An 18,976-nucleotide genomic window follows, 5' to 3' on the forward strand; every position below is an offset into this window, starting at 1 on the left:
CTCAGGCCAGCTTCAGGAGTTCGAACTTGCGCTGCACGGGAATCTCCGGCGCCGTCTTGTTGTTCGTGATGAAGAGCTCCGGCTTGCCCGCGGCGCTCACTCGCCATTGCCCCCCGACGACACGTATCTTGGAGACGTTCTTGATACCGCTCGATGCGAAGTCGAGCCTGCCGATGATGGTGTCGTGTTTCATCACGCGCACGGCGTCGGCCACCTTGACAGGATTCTTGGGGTCGCCACTGGCCTTGAGCGCCTGGATTCCGGCTTCGAACAGCGCGTGAACGACTCCCAGGGGCTGAGTCCACTCGCGCTTCGTGGCGGTGGTGTAGGCGTCGGCAAACTGCTTGGCCGTCTGGCCGGTGAGGCTGGACTTGAACGGATAGGCAGGCGTCCACCAGATCTCGGTGGACATGCCGTCGGCACGCGCACCGAGCGCCGCGACACCGCCGGGGAAAAGCAGGGCCTTGGCGACCGTCGCGACCTTCGGCTTGAAGTTCATCTGCGCGGACTGCTTGACGAACGAAGCCCATTCGGGCGGATTGAACAGGCCGGTGACGATCTCGACGTTGTCCTTCTTGAACGCCTGGATGTAGGAAGAAAAATCGTCGGCGCCCACCGGAAAGCGGCCGATGTCCACGACCTTGTAGCCTGCCTTGGCAAAGGCGGCGGGCATGCCGAGCTTCGGGTCGCCCATGGCGTTGCCCGGCACGTCGTTGCTGAAGACCGATCCGACCGCCTTGTTCGACGGCACGCCGGACCAGATGTCGAGATACACGTCGGAGATGTCTTCAAGGCCCCAGAAGAAGTGGAAGACGCTCTTGAAGCCCTTGGCCGGATCGCCCTTGAGCGGGAACATCCATGCCTGCCACGGGCCGACCGTCGAGATGCAGGGCACGCCATTCAGCTCGCATTGCTGCGACGCGTTGGGACCGATCGCCACCTGCGCCAGCATCAGGTCGATGTTCTCCTTGTTGATGAGCTCGGCCGCCAGGTTGGACTGCCGGTCGGGGCTGCTCTGGTCGTCGCGCGCCAGGATCTCGACCTTGTATTTCTTGCCGCCGACGGTCAACCCGTCCGCAAGCGACTTGCGCACCTGGTCGAGGATGAAGTCGTCGGCTTCGGCGAACGGCGAGAAAGGACCCGTCTTCGGGCTGATGTAGCCGATCTTGATCGTGTCCTTGTCGGCTGCCCAAGCCGAACTGGCCTGGCCGAGGGCCGCTACCGCGCCCAGCGCCGCCGCGCCGCGAAGCAACTGGCGACGGTTGCCAAGGAGGCCGGAATAGCCGGCGTTCTGCATGTGTGTCGATGTCTTCAAAGTGCGCTCCGTTGCGGTTACAGCCCTCCGCGAAGGCCTGCCCAACTTTCCTTTTTTCGGGCACGCGCGACTTTGTTGGTTCGGCCAGAAAATTTGACTGGAACGGCCCTTCCCCGGGCTGCAGATGCGCGCCACCTGGGAGTGACTTAGGGTTTTCTTGGCATCAACCTTGCGTGATTTCGATCAGACTCCGGAGAACCGGATCAATGCACCGGGCCTGCGCTGCCCGGGCACCGAGCAAGTGCAACGCCAGCCCCAGGTGGGCCGCCATGTCGACCTCAACTGCCACCCCGATCCTCGCTTCCACTGCCGGCCTCGATGGACACGACAAGTTCGGCTATTGGCAGGACGTCGTGTGCCGTGCGTTGGTCGATCTCGAATGCAGGCCCATGGACGGAATGGCCTTCGAGGCGTCCGTCAGGGGATCGCGTCTCGAGGGCCTGAGCGTTGCCCAGATCGAAGCTTCCGCGCACCGCGTCGCCCGCCAGCCTTCGGCCATATCGCGTTCCGGCGAAGAGTCGCTGATTTTCAATTTCGTGCTCTCGGGGATAGCCATGGCGGAGCAGGACGGAAGAAGAGTCGTGCTGAGGGCAGGCGACGGAGCCGTCTGCGACGCACAGCGCCCTTATTCACTGAGATTCGACGACGCGTTCAAGCTCATCACGATCAAACTTGCGCGTTCGGCCATCGCACATCGGGCCGCGAGCATTCATCGCATCACCGCGAGAAGCCTGGCGGAATCGAGCCAGATGTGCCCGATCCTCTTTGGGTACCTGGTCGGTTTCAGCAAGCAGGCCTCTCTTCTTGAGCCGGCCGCATCGGAAAAAGTGGTCAGGAACTTCACCGAATTGCTGTCTGCAGCCATGGACGAGGTCATCCTGGCCTCGCCGCTGCCGCTCTCGGAATACCGGGCAACCGCATTGATGCGCGTGAGGGACTTCGTGGAGCGCCATCTGGACGTGTGCGAACTTGGCACGTCCATGGTGAGCACCGCATTGAATTTGTCGCCGCGCTATATCAACAAGTTGTTCGAAGCCGAGAACACCTCCTTGACGCGGTACATCTGGCGCCGGCGGCTTGAACGCGCGGCGGCCGATCTGCAAGATCCGGCGCGCGCCAGCCTCGGTATCTCCGCGATCGCGATGGCGCACGGGTTCAACGATCTGAGCCACTTCAGCCGGGCATTCCGGCAACGGTTCGACCTGTCGCCCCGCGCTTACCGCGCAAGCGGCACCGCCTCGACCGCCTGAGGTGTCACCGGCCGCCTGGGGAGCCAGGCAGATCGCGCACGTTTGTCGCGCCGAGCAGGGTCATGCTGCGGACAAGTTCGTCGGCCAGGATCCCCAGGACGGCTGCCGCGCCCTGCTGCCCGCCCACGGCCAAGCCGTAAAGCGTGGGTCGGCCCACGAACACAGCCGTTGCCCCCAGTGCCAAGGCCTTTGCGACGTCGCCACCACGCCGAATTCCGCCGTCCATGAACACGGGGATGCGTCCGCCAACTGCACTCACGACACGCGGCAGCGCCGAGATCGCCGAAGGCGACGCATCGTTCTGGCGACCACCATGGTTCGACACGATCAGGCCGTCGATGCCGTGGTCGACCGCCATGCGTGCGTCGTCCGCATGGAGCACGCCCTTGAGAAGGAGTGGCCCCTTCCACAATCCACGAAGCCACGCCAGGGATTCCCAGACGAGCGACCGGTCCATGGCGCGAGCCAGCAACGCGGCTTGCATGCTGGTCGAACCAGCGCCGCTTCCGGACGGCGTCAGATTGGCGAAGTCCGGCGCGCCGCGCGGGGCCATCCGAAGCGACCACCCGGGGTGGCTCAACAGATCCCAGGCCAGGCGGGGTGTTGGCCGAAACGGCATGCGGAATCCGTTGCGCATGTCGAGTTCGCGGTTGCCGCTGACGGGAACGTCCACGGTCAGCACCAACGCCTGGTAATCATCCTTTTGGGCACGCTCGACGATCTGGCTCGCCATCTCGCGGTGCATGACGTAGAGCTGCATCCACAGCATGCCGCCCGGGACGGCTGCGCGTACATCCTCCAGTCGCATGTTGGAGGCTGTCGACAGTGAAAAAGGAATCCCTGCACCGGCGGCCGCGCTCGCCAGCAGGCGGTCTCCCTCCGGCCGAACCAGGCTGTTGAGCCCGGTAGGCGCAATGCCGACAGGCAATGCCCATTTCCGGCCGAAGACCTCGACGGACGTGTCGATCTGCGTGGTGTCTCGCAGCACGCGCGGCGTGAGTTCGATCGACGACAGATCGCCCGCGTTTCGCCGCATGCAATGTCCGTCGTCGGCGGAGCCTTCGACGTAGTCATAGACGAATCGCGGCAGCACCGAGCAGGCTCTGCGCCGATAGTCTTCGATGTTCAACAACATGCGCGTTACCCGAGGAGCCGGTGAACGTGTCTTGTATCGATCGCGGCGTCAGGCAATGGCGCGCATTTCCGCGAGGCGCACGAGCGACAACAATGTCTCCGTGACAGGCAGTTTGATGCTCAGGGGACCGGCCGCCGCCACGACCGCGCCATTGATGCTCTCGACCTCGGTGCGGCGGCCTGCCAGGATGTCTTGCAGCATGGATGGCTTGTGCCCGATGTGTTGCGCGATTGCGCTCGCCACATTGGCCCAGCATTTGGCAGGGTCCACGTCTATGCCCATGCGCAATGCGACGGACAGCACTTCCGTGACGACGTCGTTTGCAAGGCGACTGCCGTCGCGCACTTTGCCGAGTTCATCGACCGTGCAACCGGATACGGCGCAGATGCTGTTCAGTGCAGCGTTGAACGCGACCTTCTCCCAGATTGCCGCCCACACGGTGCCGTCCGAGGAGCAATCGAGCCCGGCCCTCGTGAGCACTTCGGACACCTGGGCAATGAAGGGGCGATCGATTCCGTCGGCCGCCATCAGCCGCACGACGCCCTTGCCGTGCGAGTGCACGTGGCCCGCGCCGACCATGTCCGCCGGCCATGTGGTGACACCGATCAGGATGCGCTCCGGCGATGCGAACTCGGCGATCTTCTCGACATTGCCCAAGCCGTTTTGCAGCGACAGCACATGCACGCCCGGTCCGATCAGATGCCGCACCCCGGACAGGGCCGCACTTGTGTGCAGCGTCTTGGTGAACACCAGCAGCAGATCGGGAAGATCGGCGGCCTCTTCCGGCCTTAGAGCCTTGAGTGCCGTGACCTGGCGATCACCACTGTCGGTGGCCAGGCGAAGCCCCTTTGCGCGGATGGCTCCGATGTGCGCGTCGTTCACGTCTATCAGCGTGACTTCATTGCCTGATTCGGCGAGCAAGCCACCGAACAGGGAACCCATGGCGCCTGCGCCAACTATCGAAATTTTCATGATGACTTTACCTGTGAAATTTTTGGCAGCCGGTCGTTCCGGCAAGAGCGGGCATACAGCGTCTGCATGCGCGGATTACTTCGGGATGCCCTCGTGCGCTTCATACAGGGCGATCGGGAGCGCTGCCTTGCCGTTGAGCCGCGCGGCCCTGATGCAGGATCACTTCGCGCCCGGGAATGTGCCGGCGAACGACGAGCAGCGCGACCATGGCGAAGAACATCGCCGAGCCCAGCAACGCCAGATACGCCATGGCTCCGCCCGCCGTGATCACCGCAGCTCCCGCGAAGGCGCTCAGGATGGCGCCCAGGCGCCCGAACGCCAATGCGGATGCAGTTCCCGTCGCTCTCACGCTGGTGGGGTACATGAATGCGCACAGCGCGTACATGGTGGACTGCACGGCGTTCACGAACATGCCGTGCACGCCGAATCCGAAGATGAGCAGGCCTGTATCCTTTCCGACGTTCAGGGTCTGCAAGGCGAACGCGCTTGCAGCGGCACCGGCGCAGCACAGGACCAGCGGCCAGCGAGATCCAAAGCGCGTGATTGCCACCGCGCAGGCCAGCGCGCCGATCACGCCTCCCAGGTTGTATGCCGTAAGTCCCGAGCCGGCGACCGCCATCGAAAGCCCTTCCGATGCCAGCATCGTCGGCAGCCAGCTGAAGGCGGTGTACACGGCCGTCAGGCACATGAAGAACGCAGCCCAGGTTGCGAGCGTGTCGCGGGCCAGGCCGTTCGAAAAGAGAGCGCCGAAGCCAGCCCGCTTTTCGACGACTTGTTCAGCGGCGTCGGTGTAGGTAACGTCCTGAGCCATGGGGCGCCCCATGCGTCCAAGCAGTCTGCTCAGTTCACCCCATCGGGCCGGATGGCGGGCAAGGAACCGCGGCGACTCCGGCAACGTGAAGAGCAGGAGCACCGCCAAGGCCATCGGGAAGGCGCCGCCGATGGCGAACAATCCACGCCATCCAAAGGCCGGCAGCACTTCCGCGGCGAAGAGTCCTGCCAGCATGCCGCCGAGGGGGACGCAGACAATCGTCGCCGTCACGGCGAGCGTCCTGCGGCGGGCAGGCGTGAACTCGGCGGTGACCGTGGTCGAACTCGGCAGCGCGCCGCCAATACCGAGGCCGGCGAAGAATCGAAGCACAGCGACGGTCAACACGTCAGGCGCAAAACCGATCGCGCAGGTAGCGGCGCCGAACAGGAAAACGCTTGCGATGACAGCCATCCGCCGGCCGAAACGGTCGGCAAACAGCCCCGCACAAGCGCTTCCGATGCCCATGCCGATCAGGCCCGCCGCCACTGCCGGAACGAAGGCTCCGCGCGTAATTCCCCACTCCTTGATCATCGATGGAATCGCGAACCCGATGAGCTGCCCATCGAATCCATCCATCACGATCGAGAGTGCTGCCAGGAAAACCACGACCTTCTGCATGGTTGTGTAGGCGCCGTCGTCCAGCAGCCGGCCGATGTCTGCATTGCCTTTGAAGGGAACAGTGGCGGCGTTCATGGGCGCCCCTGCAAGTTGGACGGCTCGTCGAGCGCCAACGACAACTGATGGTTCATGTCTTGTCTCCAGATGGGACGCTCGGCATTGCCTGGCGCTCAGGGTGTGCAGTGCCAACGATTGGCTGCCGCCTCTTGATGGGCGGTCGTGTATGAATCAGCCGACGAGTTCGTCGAACGGCAGCCCGACGTAGTTCTCTGCCAGGGCCGTCGAAGCGGCGCGCGAGCCGGTGACGTAGTCGAGTTCCGCGATCTGCACCTTGTGCTGGAAATCATCGGCGCCCGGAAAGCGATGCAGCATCGAGGTCATCCACCAGGAGAAGCGCTGCGCCTTCCAGATGCGTCGCAGCGCGGTGTCGCTGTAGCGTTCGAGAAGGTCTTCCCGGCCCGACTTGTAGAACTCCCCGAACGCACGAGCAAGAACTCTCACGTCGGCTACCGCCAGGTTCAGCCCTTTTGCACCGGTGGGGGGCACCACATGCGCGGCATCCCCTGCCAGGAAAAGACGGCCGTACTGCATCGGCTCGGTCACAAAGCTGCGCATCCCGACGACGGTCTTGCTGAAGATCTCGCCCTCGATGGGGGCCCAGCCGTCGCGAGTTGCCAGACGAGCGCGGAACTCACTCCAGATGCGGTCGTCCGACCAGTTTTCGATCTTGTCCGTCGGCTCGCATTGGAGATACATGCGCTGCACTTCGGGCGAACGGGTGCTGACGAGCGCAAAGCCGCGGTCGCTCAGCGCGTAGATCAGCTCGTCGGATGAGGGCGGCGCCTTGCAGAGGATGCCAAGCCATCCGAACGGATAGAGTCGCTCGAAGCCCTTCAACACGCCTTGTGGCATCGAGGGCCGGCTGACGCCTTGCGTGCCGTCGCAGCCGGCAACGAAATCGGCCTCGATGGTTTGAAGCTCTCCACCCGGCTGCCGAAAGCGAACGCTCGGCGACGTGGACTCCAGCCCATGCAGGCTTACGTCCGACACTTCGAAGCGGATGTCGCCGCCCGAAGCCAGGCGCGCTTCCACCAGATCCTTGATGACCTCGTGCTGGGCATAGACCATCACGGCCTTGCCGCCGGTCAGCTCCGGAAAATCGATGCGGCGGTCGATGCCGTCGAAACGCAGGATCGTTCCTTCATGCCGAAAGCCCTCGCGTTCCATACGGGCGCCCACACCGATCTCCTTCATGAGATCGACCGTGCCCTGTTCCAGCACACCGGCGCGGATCGTGGCCTCGATCGCCTCGCGGCTGCGCGTCTCCAGGACGATCGACTCGATGCCCTGGAGGTGGAGGATGTGGGAGAGCATCAGCCCTGCAGGGCCTGCGCCGATGATCGCGACTTGCGTTTTCATGACTTGGCCCTTCAGTCGAGGCGGATCTGGTTCTTGCGGATCACCGCGCCCCATCGGTCGCGTTCCGCACGCACATAGGAAGTCATCTGCTCCGGCGTACCCGGCAGTGCTTCGAGCGACAGGGTTTCCAGCCGCGCCTTGACGGGCATGGAGGCGAGCGCAGCCTGAAGCGTCTTGCTCAGGGCGGCTATGGTCTCGGGCGGGGTTCCCTTGGGAACGACAAGGCCCTGCCAGGCAGACGCATCGAAACCGGTCAGCCCCTGCTCGGAAAGTGTCGGAATGTCGGGGAAGTTCTTCAAGCGTTCCTTGCTGGCCACGCCGAGCGCCTTGAGCTTGCCTGCAATCACGTACTGCTGGACCGTGGCGCTGTCCATGAGCGCGAAAGGAATCTGGCCGCCCACGAGATCGATGACTGCCGGTGCGCCGCCGCGATAGGCCACATGCTGCAGCGCGAGACCGGTGCGTTCCTTGAACAGCTCCGCGGCCAGGTGCTGGGGACTGCCGGCACCCGCCGATGCGAAGTTCGCGCCGTTGGGGTTGGCTTTGGCCCACGCGATGAACTCTTTCAGGTTGTTGGCTGGGTTGCTCGGATGAACGACAAGCAAGAGCGGAAATCGTGCAAGCATGCCGACCGGCACGAAGTCCCTCTCCGCGTCGTAGGGCAGCTTGGCGAAAAGCGCCGGATTGGCCGCCAGCGTGGCGAAGTCGGCGGTGAACATGATGTTCCCGTAGTCTCTGGATTTCGCAACGTAGTCAGCTGCGATGTTTGTTGCGGCACCAGGCTTGTTGTTCACGATGATCACGCGCTTCAACGACTTGCCCATCTCCTCGGCAATCGTTCGTGCCACGGTGTCAGAGCCGCCGCCGGCGGCATAGCCGACAACCCATTCGATCGGCTTTTGATCCTGTGCGAGCGCAACGAGAGGCGTGGCGCCCAGGCTGATCAGAGTGCAGGCGAGAAGCCGGCGGCTCATCGAGCAAAACTTCATTTCTTGTCTCCGGTTTGAATAGTCGGATGCAGCGGCTTCGGCCGCCGCATGCCTCGGCTGGTTCACTTCGGCGCATAGCCGAAAGTGACATGGCGTCCGACAAGGACGCCCGCGCACTTGTGCGTTTCCTAGAAGGGGTACTGGCGCGGCGTGGTCTGCACGGTCAGCCAACGCAGTTCGGTGAAGGCTTCCACACCGGCCTTTCCGCCGAAGCGGCCGATACCGCTGCCCTTGACGCCCCCGAACGGCATCTGTGCTTCGTCGTGGACCGTGGGACCATTCACATGGCAGATACCTGACTCGATGCGCCCCGCCACCTGAATGGCTCGCGCCACATCCCGCCCGAATACGGCGGCCGCAAGGCCGTACTCGTTGTCGTTGGCGCAAGCAACGGCAGCTTCGACACCTCTGACGCGAACGATGCCTTTCACGGGGCCAAAAGCCTCCTCCCGGAAGATGCGCATTTCCGACGTGACGTGATCGAGCAGCGTCGCGGGCATCAGCGTGTCCTTGGCCTTGCCGCCGGTGACGAGCCTGGCTCCCTTGGAAAGCGCGTCGTCGATCAACTCGTTGCAGCGGTTGACCGTACCCATGTCCACCACTGAACCAAGCACTACGGGCCCCAGTCGTGGGTCGCCCAGCGGAAGGCTCGCGGCCCTTGCGCCGAGCTTGGCGACGAATTCATCGGCAATGCTCTCGTCGACGACGACGCGTTCGGTCGACATGCAAATCTGTCCCGAATTGGCAAATGCACCGAACACCGCTGCGTTGACGGCGGCATCGACGTCGGCATCGTCCAGGATGACCAGGGGGGCTTTGCCGCCGAGTTCGAGCACGACGGGCTTGAGGTACTTGGCACAGGTGGCGGCGATAAGCTTGCCGACGTGGGTCGAGCCCGTGAAATTGACGCGTCGAACTGCAGGGTGCGCCACCATCGCTTCGACGACCGCGGCAGCGTCGGCGGGCGCGTTGGTCACGAAGTTCACCACGCCCTTGGGGAAGCCGGCCTCTTGCAGCGCCTCGACGATCAGCCCATGCGTGGCCGGGCAGATTTCGCTGCCCTTGAGTACGACGGTATTGCCGCAAGCCAGAGGCGTCGCGATGGCACGCACGGCCAGGATCACGGGCGCGTTCCAGGGAGCAATGCCAAGAACGACGCCTGCCGGCTGCCGCACGGCCATCGCCAGATTGCCCGGTACATCCGAGGGAATGACCTCGCCGCTGATCTGGGTAGTGAGCGACGCCGCCTCCAGCAGCATGCCTGCTGCCAGGTGGACGTTGAAGCCTGCCCAGATTGCCGATGCGCCCGTCTCGGCCGCGACGGCGGCGGCGAAGGCCTCTGCCTTGGCTTCCAGCGCATGCGAAGCCTTCATGAGCAGCGCGCGGCGTTCGCCGGGCCCGGTGGTCGACCAGGTCTTGAAGGCCTCGGCCGCGGCATCCACCGCCGCGACGGCGTCTTCTGTCGTGGCCGCGGGTGCGGTCGTTGCCACGCTGCCGTCCAGAGGGTTGCGCCGCTCAAAGCTCGCGCCGTTGCGAGCGTTCGTGGGCTCGCCATTGATCAACATCGAAATCTTCATCGGCTTGTCTCCGTATGGTGGTTTGAAAGAATGCGTCGTCCGTCGGGACGAAAATGATCGGCAAGGTCAGGCGACCCGGACCTCCACGACGCTCGGCGTGTCGCTGGACAAGCCCTGGTCGAGCGCCTTGCGCAAATCGGCGGGATCGGTCACGCGCAGTGCCGTGCATCCCATCCCTTTGGCCAGCGACTGGAAGTCGAGGTCGGGCAGTTCGGTGCCCTGCACGACATCGGCGGGCGAAAACCCGAATACCGGTGCGAAATCCTGGAGTGCGGCGTAACGGCGGTTGTTCAAGATCACGAAGGTGATCGGCAGCTTGTTCTGGGCCGCGCTCCAGAGCGCCTGGATGGAGTACATGCTGGACCCGTCACCGATCAGGCAGATGACCCGGCTTCGCGGTTTGCCCAAGGCAATGCCCACGGACGCGGGCATGCCGTAGCCGAGGCCGCCACTGTCCATCGTGTAGAAGGTTTCGCTGCGTGTGAAGGGCAGATGGGCCTGCATCACGGGCCTTGCGCTCGGCGCCTCTTCGACCACGATGTCTTCCGGCCTTTTTGCTTCGGCGAGCGTCTGGAGCACGTAGGCCACGGACATCAACGGCGTCGGCTCCGCGCGCGGCGCGGCCTTTCTCGCGGGGGGAAGCGGGCGGGTCTTCTTCGGCGGCAGGGCCAGCAGATCGAGCACTCCCAACCGGATGCTGCCGACTGCCGAGACGCCGACAGGCGCCCAGGCCGCCGTATCGGGATCCTCGGTCAACTGGCAGAGGGCCGCGCCCGCAGGCACATGAGGCCCCGCGCCTTCGACGTGATAGGCGAATGCCGGCGCGCCAATGGCCAGGATGAGATCGTGGCCCTCGAGCAGTTCGACGATGCGCTCGCGCATTGCCGGAAGGAAACCGGCGAACAAGCGGTGGTCTTCCGGAAAGCTGCAGCGTCCGGACATCGGAGCGACCCACACGCGCGCGTTGTGAGCCTCAGCCAGTGCCACGACTTCGTTCCACGCGTTGTCCCGGTCGGCTGCGGCGCCCACCACGAAGGCCGGACGCTCGCTTGCTTCCAACGCAGCCGAGATCCGGGCAATGAGCTCGGGCTGCGCTCGCGTTCGAGTGCTCACGACTCGGGTCGGAACCAACTCGGCTTGTTGGTCCCAGTCGTCGACAGGCACCGAAACCAGGACCGGACCGCAAGGCGGCATCATGGCCAGGTAGTAGGCCCGGGCAATCGCAAGAGGCACGTCTTGAGCACGGGCAGGCTCGATGCTCCATTTGACGTAGGGCTTCGGCAGTTCGGTCGCCTGGGCCGAAGACAGGAACGGGTCAAAGGGAAGAATCGAACGCGCCTGCTGCCCGGCCGTGATCACCATGGGGGTGCGGTTCTTGTAGGCGGTGAAGATGTTGCCCATGGCGTTGCCCACGCCGGCAGCCGAATGGAGATTCACGAACGAAGCGTTCCGGGTCGCCTGCGCGTAGCCGTCCGCCATGCCGACCACGCAGGCTTCCTGCAGACCGAGGATGTAGCGGAAATCGCTCGGGAAGTCGCGGAACATGGGAAGCTCCGTCGACCCTGGATTCGCGAACACGGAGGTCATTCCGAAGCGGCGCATCAAGTCGAACACGGCCTCGCGGACGGTCGTGGTGTTTGCGGGCTGCGTGGCCGTTGCGGCGATGGCGTGCGGTACGGGTGCGGTCATTTCGTGCTTTCCTGCTGTGCACCGCGAACTCGCAATGCTGTCTCGATGGCTGGAGTGTGAAACCGCACACTCATCTTGAAAATTGCCTTTTCGAGAAAAAGTCATTACCGTTGTGCATGACTTTCGATCTGCAACATCTCGTCGCCTTCAACGCCATCGTTTCGTCGGGCAGCCTTGGGCGAGCGGCCGATGCGCTGAACATCACCCAACCTGCGCTGAGTCGCACGATCCGCAGATTGGAAGAGCAGGCTGGGGCAGCGCTGTTCGAGCGCCATTCGAAGGGAATGCAGCTCACCGATGTGGGCCTCGCGCTGCAGCCGCATGCACTGCTGCTGCAACGTGAATCGGAGCACGCAAGCGAGAACATCAAGGCCATGCTCGGGCTGGCGAAGGGCACGATCCGCGTCGGCGCGGTTGGGAGCATCGCTTGCCTTGTGCTTCCTTTGGCCATTGGCCGAACTTGCAAGAAATGGCCGAACCTTCAGGTCCAGATCATCGAAGGCGTATGGGATCGGCTGGCGGATGCGCTCGTCTCGCACGAGATCGACCTGGCGCTCGGGGTCGACACCGAGGACACGGCCGAGATCGTTGCCGTCAAGGACTGCCGATGGGAAGACACCAGCTACGTCGTGGCCGGCCGTCATCACCCCCTGCGCAAGAAACCGAAGCTGAAGCTGTCGGACACTCTGGCCGAGCGCTGGGCGATCCTTCCAAAGGGAACCGGACCGTTCGAGCACATGAAGAGCGTATTTGCGCGGCGGAACCTTGCTCTGCCCAACGTGGTCGTCGAGACCCGCTCGGTCACGGCGCTCAAGAGCCTGATCGGTCACTCGGGTTTTCTTGGGTGGATGCCCGCGCCGATGTACGACGCGGAAAGAAAGGCCGGATTGATCGATGCCCTCGACATCCCCGGGGCGAGCGACAGGAGGACCTTGACCGCCTTCCGGAGAAGGGCAGGCATGCTGCCAGGCCCTTCGACCAAGCTTCTCGAGGAGCTTCGTGCGCTGACAGCAGCGTGACGAAGCATCAAGATATCCCTTGGCTCTCGCAGCCCTATCGAATACCGGGTGAGCCTTCGACTTGCGGCATAAAACCAGTCCAAGTCTTTATCCGCACCCCTTCCGAGAAATTTCCGCGGATATTTGTCAATCAAAGACCACCGCTGGCGACCCACAATAAAGTCAGTCGAGAACAGCGGCGCCAAGTCCTTGCCCGCCCAAAATTCTTCCACATACGATGTTCGGCGGAAGTCGGTCGCACATACGCTGTGAAGATCTTGATTTGCAGTCAAAGTCCGTCGGAACGGCCTTGCCCTTCCGTCCGCACACGCCTGATCATGCATTTGGCTCCGAGCCTGTGCGCATGACGCCCAGGCTCTCCCACGACGCCATCGGTTGCGCTCTACTTGAGCAGACTCGCCAGCGGCCTACCCGATGATCCTCTCATTTCCTCGACGAGAGTAAGAGCGATCGCCAATGTGTCGGCGACAACGACTTCGAAATCCGGCGGAGTATTTGCCGGGACGGCATCACTCAGATTGGCCGCACTTACGACGGCCTTCGACGCCCCCCGCAACACGTTCTTGTTGTCGGTCTCGCAACGATGACCCGCAACAAATACAACGCCGATCGCCAATTCCTGTTCGCCGTGACGCCACTGTTTGCATCTCAACGAATACCGGTTCGCCGGGCCCTTGGCGGGCGACTTCCATCGAAACTCGTTGAGATCGGCCACCGGCAGGTTCAGTCCGATGCGCCGATGGCGGATTCGCTCGCCGAGATCACCGTTGGAACAGGGCCCAGGGATTGGTGCCGGATATGGTCAATTGCCGCGTCCGCGGAACAGGGCAGCTGCTTCCGACGACTCCTGCCTGGCAGCCATACTTTGCGCGTCCTTTGGTCAGCTGCCCCGGGTTCCACGTCTCGCTCATCGGGCGACGCAGCTGACGCCCGACGCGCCCGCTCGTGGGCTACAGCGGCTCGATCACTGCGATCAGACGGGACCACAGCATGACGCGTTCCATGTCGACAAGAAACTTCTCGCACCGCGTCTGCTTCTTCTTCATCGCGTACTCGGCGCTGGCAAGGCTGCGCTGGTTCAACTTGGTGGTGCTGTGACTTGCGGTGTCTTCACCTACGCGCCGGCCGTGCCTGCAGCGACAGATTGATCAGCATTTCCCTGGACCTGTTGTCGACGCAAAGACAAAAGCTTTGCCTTCCTGCGCAAACCCCATGGCGTGGATGGATCGGCGCCAAAGTCGGCAGACCGCCACCGAATGAGGCACGGCGATGCCCGTACGCAGGCGCCTAGCGCCCCCGGCCGCGCGGCGACATCCCCAGCACACGCTTATAGGCACGCGCGAGGATCGCGCCTGTTGAGTAACCGACGCGGCTGGCTACCTCGTCGAGCGACATCCGTCGCTCGCGCAGCAGGCGTGCTGCCATTTGCACGCGCCAGCGCGCGAGATAGCCCATGGGAGGAAGACCCGTCTGCTGCTGGAACCGCGTCGCGAACGTTGTTCGTGCCATGTGGCAGAGGCCCGCGAGCATTTCCATCGTCCACGGCTGCTCCGGCCGCGTGTGCATGGCGTGCAAGGCGGGCAGCAGCCGCGCGTCGTGCCGTGCGGCGCTCGGCGCGACCCCGGCCGGGTCGGCATGCCCGCGCACGCTTGCCACGACCTGCGCAGGGCTGTCCTCGCGCAAGTGCTGGAGCACGATGTGACGGATGAGCGCGTTGACGGCCTCCGTCATACCCACGCCGCGGCCACCATCGGGCACGCTGGACAGCCAGTGCAGCAGGTCAGCCATCGGCGCAAGCCAAGGCTGTACATCGTCTCGGCGGCGAAGATGGACCATCTCGGGCAGCCGTGCCACAAGCGGCGCCGCCTGCAGGCGTTCGCTCCAGAAGAAGCTGCCGCTGACCGCGGTCGCCTGCGCCAGATCCGCGGGACTCGCGCGGCCGTGGGTGGCTTCCAGGTCGATGGCATAGGTCTGGCCCTCGCGCGCGGACTGGTGCGCGATGATCGAGTGGAAGGGCATCGGCGCCAGGTGGGGGGTGTCGAAGATGCGATGCGCGCCTCCACGCGGAAGGAACACCACGTCCCCATGCTCCACGTGTACGGGCGCTGCGCCATGCATCTGGATCTGGCAGGACCGGCCGGCAAAGATATACAGCGGTGCACGCCTGCGGCTGTCGATGGCGATTGCGAACCCTGCACCGAGCCGAGCCTGGAAGTGAAGGATCGGCTCGAACCTCCACGACTCGACCAGCGCCTCGTAGCTCGCCGCACCCTGCGGGCGCGCACCCCTGCGCGGCGCACTGGTGCGTGCCGGCTGCGCATACGTAGCCTCCCTCAAGGCTTCGACCCTGTCGCGGTGGCTGCTTGAGATGCCGATGACCCGTGGCGCGGGAAGAAAGATGCGCCGCGCGGATGACGGCATCGGTGCGACAAGAATTGCTCGTCCATGGTGTTGGTAGTTGTCGTTGCAATGAAAGGCTCGCCCCGGCAGGCGATGCCGCCGCCAGTGCTGCTCTGAGTCCCCCGGCATTCCAGCCAGGCCGGCACTGTAGGCAAGCGCGGCATCGCGGGGAATGTCGACTTTTGTGATACTGTTTTTGAATGACCAGGCCCATCAGCGTCAGGCAACTGCAGTGCTTCCTCGCGGTGGCGCAAGAGCGAAGCTTCCGGCGCGCCGCCGAACGGCTGGCGATCACACAGCCCCCCCTGTCGCGCCAGATCGCAGAGCTGGAGACGGCCCTCGGCGTTCGCCTCTTCGACCGCGATACGCACAGCGTACGACTGACACCGGTCGGCGAGGTGGCGCTGCACCGCTTCTCTTCGCTCATGGACGAATTCGATGCGGCCGTCGCGCATGTGGCCCACGCATCGCACCAACTGCCGCGACTGCGGCTGGGCGTGTTGAACTGGGTGCAACTGCGCGGTCTCGCGTCCCTGGAGAACACGTTGATGGCCGGCGGCCATGCCAGCGGCGTCGATGCCCGTACGACGACGACCGCCGCGGCCATGTCCGCCCTGCGCAAGAACGAACTGGACGCAGCCATCGTTCTGTGGCCGGCCTCGATGCAACGCCTGCGCGGCGACCTGGTCCACGAGGTCCCCCTGATGGCCTTCGTTCCGGCGACGTCGGCGCTCGCGCGCAAGCGTTCGATCGCGGTGCGGGAACTGGAAGCGCTGCCGCCCTTCTATCGCTTCACCCGCGCCGAGAACGCACGCATGTACGACGAATTCACGCGGCAATACGCCGCTCATGGGTTCACACCCGTGGAGGCGGCGGGGGCGCCCGACGCATTGCATGTGTTCGCGCAGATCGGCGCCGGGCGCGGGTGCACCTGCCTGCCCGCACCGTTCTCGCTGCATCGCTACGCCGGCGTGCAGCCCAGGCCGCTGCGCGAGCGGATCATGGTGCCCGTGGTCCTGGTGACGCACCTTCGTCTTCCACAAGAGCTCCACGACATTCTGGTTGCTGCAACAGCGGACATGCTGAAGACCGCACCGGAGAAAGCGGGACGCTCTTCGAAGTAGCACGTCCCTGGACGCGCAGGCCTTCAGCCCGCGTCGATGCCAGGTGCGCGAACGCAGGGCTGTGAAATGCGCCGTCCTGACTGTGGCGAGCACACACCTGCCCCTGAAGAATTCGGCCTTCTCATTGGCAGGGAGGGGCCGGTCCTGCTCGACTTCGATGTGGGGGGAAGGCCGCCCCCGGAGGGAAAAGCATGCAAGTTCAAAACAAGGTGCCGAGTGGATCGCGGCGGCGCTTCTTGTCCGCCGTGGGAGCCGCAGCGGCGGCCGCCACCGTCGCCGGTTGCGGTGGTGGAGGTTCGAGTGCCAGCGGTCTTCCGCTGCCGATCGATCATGGCGAACAGACGCCGCCTCCCGCTCCGCCACCGTCGCCTCCACCACCAGCCCCGCCACCGCCGGCGCAGATGATCGGACGCTGGGGCGAGGCGAAGGTTGTCGCGCTGGACCTGGCAAACCAGAACGCCGCGGCCAGCGAGCTCGTGAAGACCTCTGCCGCGGGCCGCTTCAGCTCCGTGGCATGGCTGCAGGGTTCGGAGCTCTGGGTCCGCACGCACGAGACGGGCAAGGGCTGGGGGGACGCTTTCAACGCGTGGCCCGACCCGATTCCCGCGACCATCTATGCGCTGAGGATCGCGCAGCACGGGTCCGGCAACCTCGCGCTGGCCTGGGTCAGCGGCGACAGCGAATTGAGGCAGCACGTCCATCTGACCATCGCCGGCGCAGGCCGCAGCGCAAAGCCCGTGCGTGTCAGCGAGGATGCTGCAGAAATCAAGTCGCTGGCACTCGCCGTCGATGAGAAGAGCACGGCCATCGTGGCGTGGGGCGTTCAGCAGAACTTCCCGCAGACTGCGCGAACCGTTTGGACGGCGTCGATGCCGGTCGGCGGCGACGTCAAGGACGGTGCACGCTTCCCGCTACCGGACGATCACGACTGTCCCGCGTTCGCGCTGTCGAGCGGCGGGGCACCCCAGGTCGCGCTGGCGATGCAGCTGCGCGAAACCGGCGTCTCCCGGGACGTCGCGTGCGTGGTGCATTGCTTCGATTCGTCGGCTGGAGCCTGGGGCACTGCACAGGAGCTCGAGCGCCAGTCCGATGGAAAGAAGACGACCGCCATGTGCATGGCCTATGCCAACGGCGTGTATTCGCTGGCCTCGCTGAGGCGCGCCGGCGAGGGCGCCGCGCACGAGATCCGCAGTTACATGGGCGACCGCACAGGCTGGAGCGCACCAGCATCCATCCAAGCGCTGCCTGGCGTGTCGTTCGAAATGCTGGACCTGGCTGCCGCGACCGGAGGCCGGACAGCTCTTGCATGGACCCAGTACGACCAGAACGCCGAGGCGATGTACGCCACGGGGAAGGACATCCTCTCCCTGTCGCCGGCCGTCGCGATCGACCGTGACGCGGCAAAGAGCAATGCCTTCCTCGGTGGTGTGAGCGTCGGCACGGATGTGATCGGCGTGTGGGCCCGCGACGACGGGAAGCAGCACTTCGACGTTGTCGTGTCCGCGCACGACGGCGACCGCTGGGCGCCCGCGGCTGTCGTGAATCGTTCGAAGGGCGCCCTGGACAGCTGGCCCGCCTGCGCCGCGGGCATCGACTTCGCCGTCGTCGCGTGGCGCCAGAAACGGGACGACGGCGGCGGCATCAACGACCTCTGGGTCGTCGAGCGGACCTACGCTTCTGCGAACTGACCGTTCGCAGTGGCCGCAGGCAGGGCCGCGAGTACGGACCAGGCCTGCGGCTCCAGTACATCGCGAACGGCATGCAGCACTGCCTCGACCACCTGTGGCGGCGCTGTCGCCCGCAGCTTGCGGACCAGCCGCTCGCGTTCCGCCGGGTTCATTGCCGGCAGCATCCAACGCATGATGAAGATGCTCTGCGCCGGCTCGATGGATGCGACGAGCTCGTCGTGCAGCGCCTCGATCTGCGCGTCGGTGTAGTGCGCCCAGAGCGTCGTGTTGTGCGCGGTCTCTTCACGGTGCAGATGTTCGAGGTTGTGCGCCACGAAGAGCGCCACGCTACGGTAGAGCTCGAGCACCGCCATCGTGCGCTGCGCAACGGGCGTCTCGGGCAACTGCAGCGCCGTCTTCTTGAGCTGATCGATCGCCTGCTCATGCAGCGCATGATCGATGGCGGATGCGCCGGTGCTTCCCGGTGCGCGCATCTCGATCGCCGGATGCAGGAACTGGTTCTCGTGCCGCGCATGCGAGCGGCAGAAATCGAGCATCTCGACCACACGATCGATGGTCCTGTGGAATTCACCGGGATTTCCGACGTCCACCCTTCCCAAGGCAATGAGCGTGTCGGCCATCAGGGCCCGCAGGCCCTTGTGCACAGCGGCGTATGGATCGAAGCGCGGCGCCGCGCCGGCGAGTGGGCCATTCATGGAATCCTCCCTCGTTGAAATGGCTGTGGAACAGAGGATTCGGATTGTTCTGACGCGACGCCGCGGCGACCACAGCCGGCGCCCGCGAAAAGATAGCCCAACGTTCAAGCCGCGCTCCCACGCGGGCGGCAACGTCAGGACGGTCTGGCGAGCTCCCCGCTTCGCGAACGTGCGGCTGGGATTTCGAGCGTTTCGGCTGTGACCGGCACGCACTTGCACAGGAACAATCGACCGCCTCCCCGCACGCCAGCACCGAGGCTTCGATGTCCCTTTGT

Annotated in this window: 15 protein-coding genes and 1 pseudogene; 4 read left to right on the forward strand and 12 right to left on the reverse strand. The window is 64.6% G+C overall.

Going from position 1 to position 18,976, the window contains the following annotated elements:
* Position 1: 1 nt before the first annotated feature.
* Complete coding sequence (locus QMO14_RS02330; RefSeq protein WP_301504044.1) at positions 2-1,315, reverse strand: ABC transporter substrate-binding protein; 1,314 nt, start codon at positions 1,313-1,315, stop codon at positions 2-4.
* 269 nt (positions 1,316-1,584) lie between these two features.
* Between QMO14_RS02330 and QMO14_RS02335 the strand changes: the two genes are divergently transcribed.
* Entirely contained in the window at positions 1,585-2,565 is a 981-nt protein-coding gene (locus QMO14_RS02335) for a helix-turn-helix domain-containing protein (protein ID WP_301504046.1), read from the forward strand.
* Between the two features lie 4 nt (positions 2,566-2,569).
* Here QMO14_RS02335 and QMO14_RS02340 read toward each other — a convergent pair whose 3' ends face one another.
* The 7 genes from QMO14_RS02340 to mdlC form a co-directional block, all read right to left on the reverse strand.
* Positions 2,570-3,700, reverse strand: a complete 1,131-nt coding sequence (locus tag QMO14_RS02340; protein ID WP_301504048.1) for an alpha-hydroxy acid oxidase — start codon at positions 3,698-3,700, stop codon at positions 2,570-2,572.
* Positions 3,701-3,748: 48 nt separating this feature from the next.
* Complete coding sequence (locus tag QMO14_RS02345) at positions 3,749-4,672, reverse strand: ketopantoate reductase family protein (RefSeq protein WP_301504049.1); 924 nt, start codon at positions 4,670-4,672, stop codon at positions 3,749-3,751.
* A gap of 100 nt (positions 4,673-4,772) precedes the next feature.
* Positions 4,773-6,176, reverse strand: a complete 1,404-nt coding sequence (locus QMO14_RS02350; RefSeq protein WP_301504051.1) for an MFS transporter — start codon at positions 6,174-6,176, stop codon at positions 4,773-4,775.
* Between the two features lie 153 nt (positions 6,177-6,329).
* The gene (gene pobA / locus QMO14_RS02355; protein WP_301504052.1) at positions 6,330-7,520 is read right to left on the reverse strand and encodes a 4-hydroxybenzoate 3-monooxygenase; all 1,191 of its coding nucleotides are present in this window, start codon (positions 7,518-7,520) and stop codon (positions 6,330-6,332) included.
* A gap of 11 nt (positions 7,521-7,531) precedes the next feature.
* Positions 7,532-8,509: a tripartite tricarboxylate transporter substrate binding protein gene (locus QMO14_RS02360; RefSeq protein WP_301504053.1), complete on the reverse strand. Its 978-nt coding sequence runs from the start codon at positions 8,507-8,509 to the stop codon at positions 7,532-7,534.
* Between the two features lie 128 nt (positions 8,510-8,637).
* A complete protein-coding gene (locus tag QMO14_RS02365; protein ID WP_301504055.1) occupies positions 8,638-10,086 on the reverse strand; it encodes an aldehyde dehydrogenase in 1,449 nt (482 codons plus the stop codon).
* 66 nt (positions 10,087-10,152) lie between these two features.
* Positions 10,153-11,775, reverse strand: coding sequence for a benzoylformate decarboxylase (mdlC, locus tag QMO14_RS02370; protein WP_301504056.1), 1,623 nt, complete (start codon positions 11,773-11,775; stop codon positions 10,153-10,155).
* Positions 11,776-11,891: 116 nt separating this feature from the next.
* Between mdlC and QMO14_RS02375 the strand changes: the two genes are divergently transcribed.
* Positions 11,892-12,794 (forward strand): LysR family transcriptional regulator, encoded by a 903-nt coding sequence (locus QMO14_RS02375; RefSeq protein WP_301504059.1) that lies wholly within the window; start codon positions 11,892-11,894, stop codon positions 12,792-12,794.
* A gap of 382 nt (positions 12,795-13,176) precedes the next feature.
* On the opposite strand, the gene QMO14_RS02380 is transcribed toward QMO14_RS02375, so the two are convergent.
* The 3 genes and pseudogenes from QMO14_RS02380 to QMO14_RS02385 form a co-directional block, all read right to left on the reverse strand.
* Positions 13,177-13,509: a hypothetical protein gene (locus QMO14_RS02380; RefSeq protein WP_301504061.1), complete on the reverse strand. Its 333-nt coding sequence runs from the start codon at positions 13,507-13,509 to the stop codon at positions 13,177-13,179.
* Positions 13,510-13,747: 238 nt separating this feature from the next.
* Positions 13,748-13,876 (reverse strand): annotated as a pseudogene (locus tag QMO14_RS33345) (IS5/IS1182 family transposase); the annotation flags it as partial.
* Between the two features lie 205 nt (positions 13,877-14,081).
* On the reverse strand, positions 14,082-15,215 hold the full coding sequence (locus tag QMO14_RS02385; RefSeq protein WP_301504063.1) for an AraC family transcriptional regulator: 1,134 nt from the start codon (positions 15,213-15,215) through the stop codon (positions 14,082-14,084).
* A 179-nt stretch (positions 15,216-15,394) separates the two neighbouring features.
* Here QMO14_RS02385 and QMO14_RS02390 point away from each other — a divergent pair, with 179 nt between their 5' ends.
* Positions 15,395-16,318, forward strand: coding sequence for a LysR family transcriptional regulator (locus tag QMO14_RS02390; RefSeq protein ID WP_301504065.1), 924 nt, complete (start codon positions 15,395-15,397; stop codon positions 16,316-16,318).
* A gap of 191 nt (positions 16,319-16,509) precedes the next feature.
* A complete protein-coding gene (locus QMO14_RS02395) occupies positions 16,510-18,006 on the forward strand; it encodes a hypothetical protein (protein ID WP_301504067.1) in 1,497 nt (498 codons plus the stop codon).
* Here QMO14_RS02395 and QMO14_RS02400 read toward each other — a convergent pair.
* Positions 17,988-18,701, reverse strand: coding sequence for a hemerythrin domain-containing protein (locus tag QMO14_RS02400; RefSeq protein ID WP_367618143.1), 714 nt, complete (start codon positions 18,699-18,701; stop codon positions 17,988-17,990). The genes QMO14_RS02395 and QMO14_RS02400 overlap by 19 nt on opposite strands.
* Between the last annotated feature and the right edge of the window lie 275 nt (positions 18,702-18,976).

This window comes from Variovorax sp. CAN15 (assembly GCF_030462475.1).
GTDB lineage: Bacteria > Pseudomonadota > Gammaproteobacteria > Burkholderiales > Burkholderiaceae_C > Variovorax.

What these genes read in the sequence shown, in the direction of transcription:
- QMO14_RS02335 (WP_301504046.1), top strand. Translation starts at nt 1,585, where the DNA reads ATGTCGACCTCAACTGCCACCCCGATCCTCGCTTCCACTGCCGGCCTC.
- QMO14_RS02340 (WP_301504048.1), bottom strand. Translation starts at nt 3,700, where the DNA reads ATGTTGTTGAACATCGAAGACTATCGGCGCAGAGCCTGCTCGGTGCTG.
- QMO14_RS02345 (WP_301504049.1), bottom strand. Translation starts at nt 4,672, where the DNA reads ATGAAAATTTCGATAGTTGGCGCAGGCGCCATGGGTTCCCTGTTCGGT.
- QMO14_RS02350 (WP_301504051.1), bottom strand. Translation starts at nt 6,176, where the DNA reads ATGAACGCCGCCACTGTTCCCTTCAAAGGCAATGCAGACATCGGCCGG.
- pobA (WP_301504052.1), bottom strand. Translation starts at nt 7,520, where the DNA reads ATGAAAACGCAAGTCGCGATCATCGGCGCAGGCCCTGCAGGGCTGATG.
- QMO14_RS02360 (WP_301504053.1), bottom strand. Translation starts at nt 8,509, where the DNA reads ATGAAGTTTTGCTCGATGAGCCGCCGGCTTCTCGCCTGCACTCTGATC.
- QMO14_RS02365 (WP_301504055.1), bottom strand. Translation starts at nt 10,086, where the DNA reads ATGAAGATTTCGATGTTGATCAATGGCGAGCCCACGAACGCTCGCAAC.
- mdlC (WP_301504056.1), bottom strand. Translation starts at nt 11,775, where the DNA reads ATGACCGCACCCGTACCGCACGCCATCGCCGCAACGGCCACGCAGCCC.
- QMO14_RS02375 (WP_301504059.1), top strand. Translation starts at nt 11,892, where the DNA reads ATGACTTTCGATCTGCAACATCTCGTCGCCTTCAACGCCATCGTTTCG.
- QMO14_RS02385 (WP_301504063.1), bottom strand. Translation starts at nt 15,215, where the DNA reads ATGCCGTCATCCGCGCGGCGCATCTTTCTTCCCGCGCCACGGGTCATC.
- QMO14_RS02390 (WP_301504065.1), top strand. Translation starts at nt 15,395, where the DNA reads ATGACCAGGCCCATCAGCGTCAGGCAACTGCAGTGCTTCCTCGCGGTG.
- QMO14_RS02395 (WP_301504067.1), top strand. Translation starts at nt 16,510, where the DNA reads ATGCAAGTTCAAAACAAGGTGCCGAGTGGATCGCGGCGGCGCTTCTTG.
- QMO14_RS02400 (WP_367618143.1), bottom strand. Translation starts at nt 18,701, where the DNA reads ATGAATGGCCCACTCGCCGGCGCGGCGCCGCGCTTCGATCCATACGCC.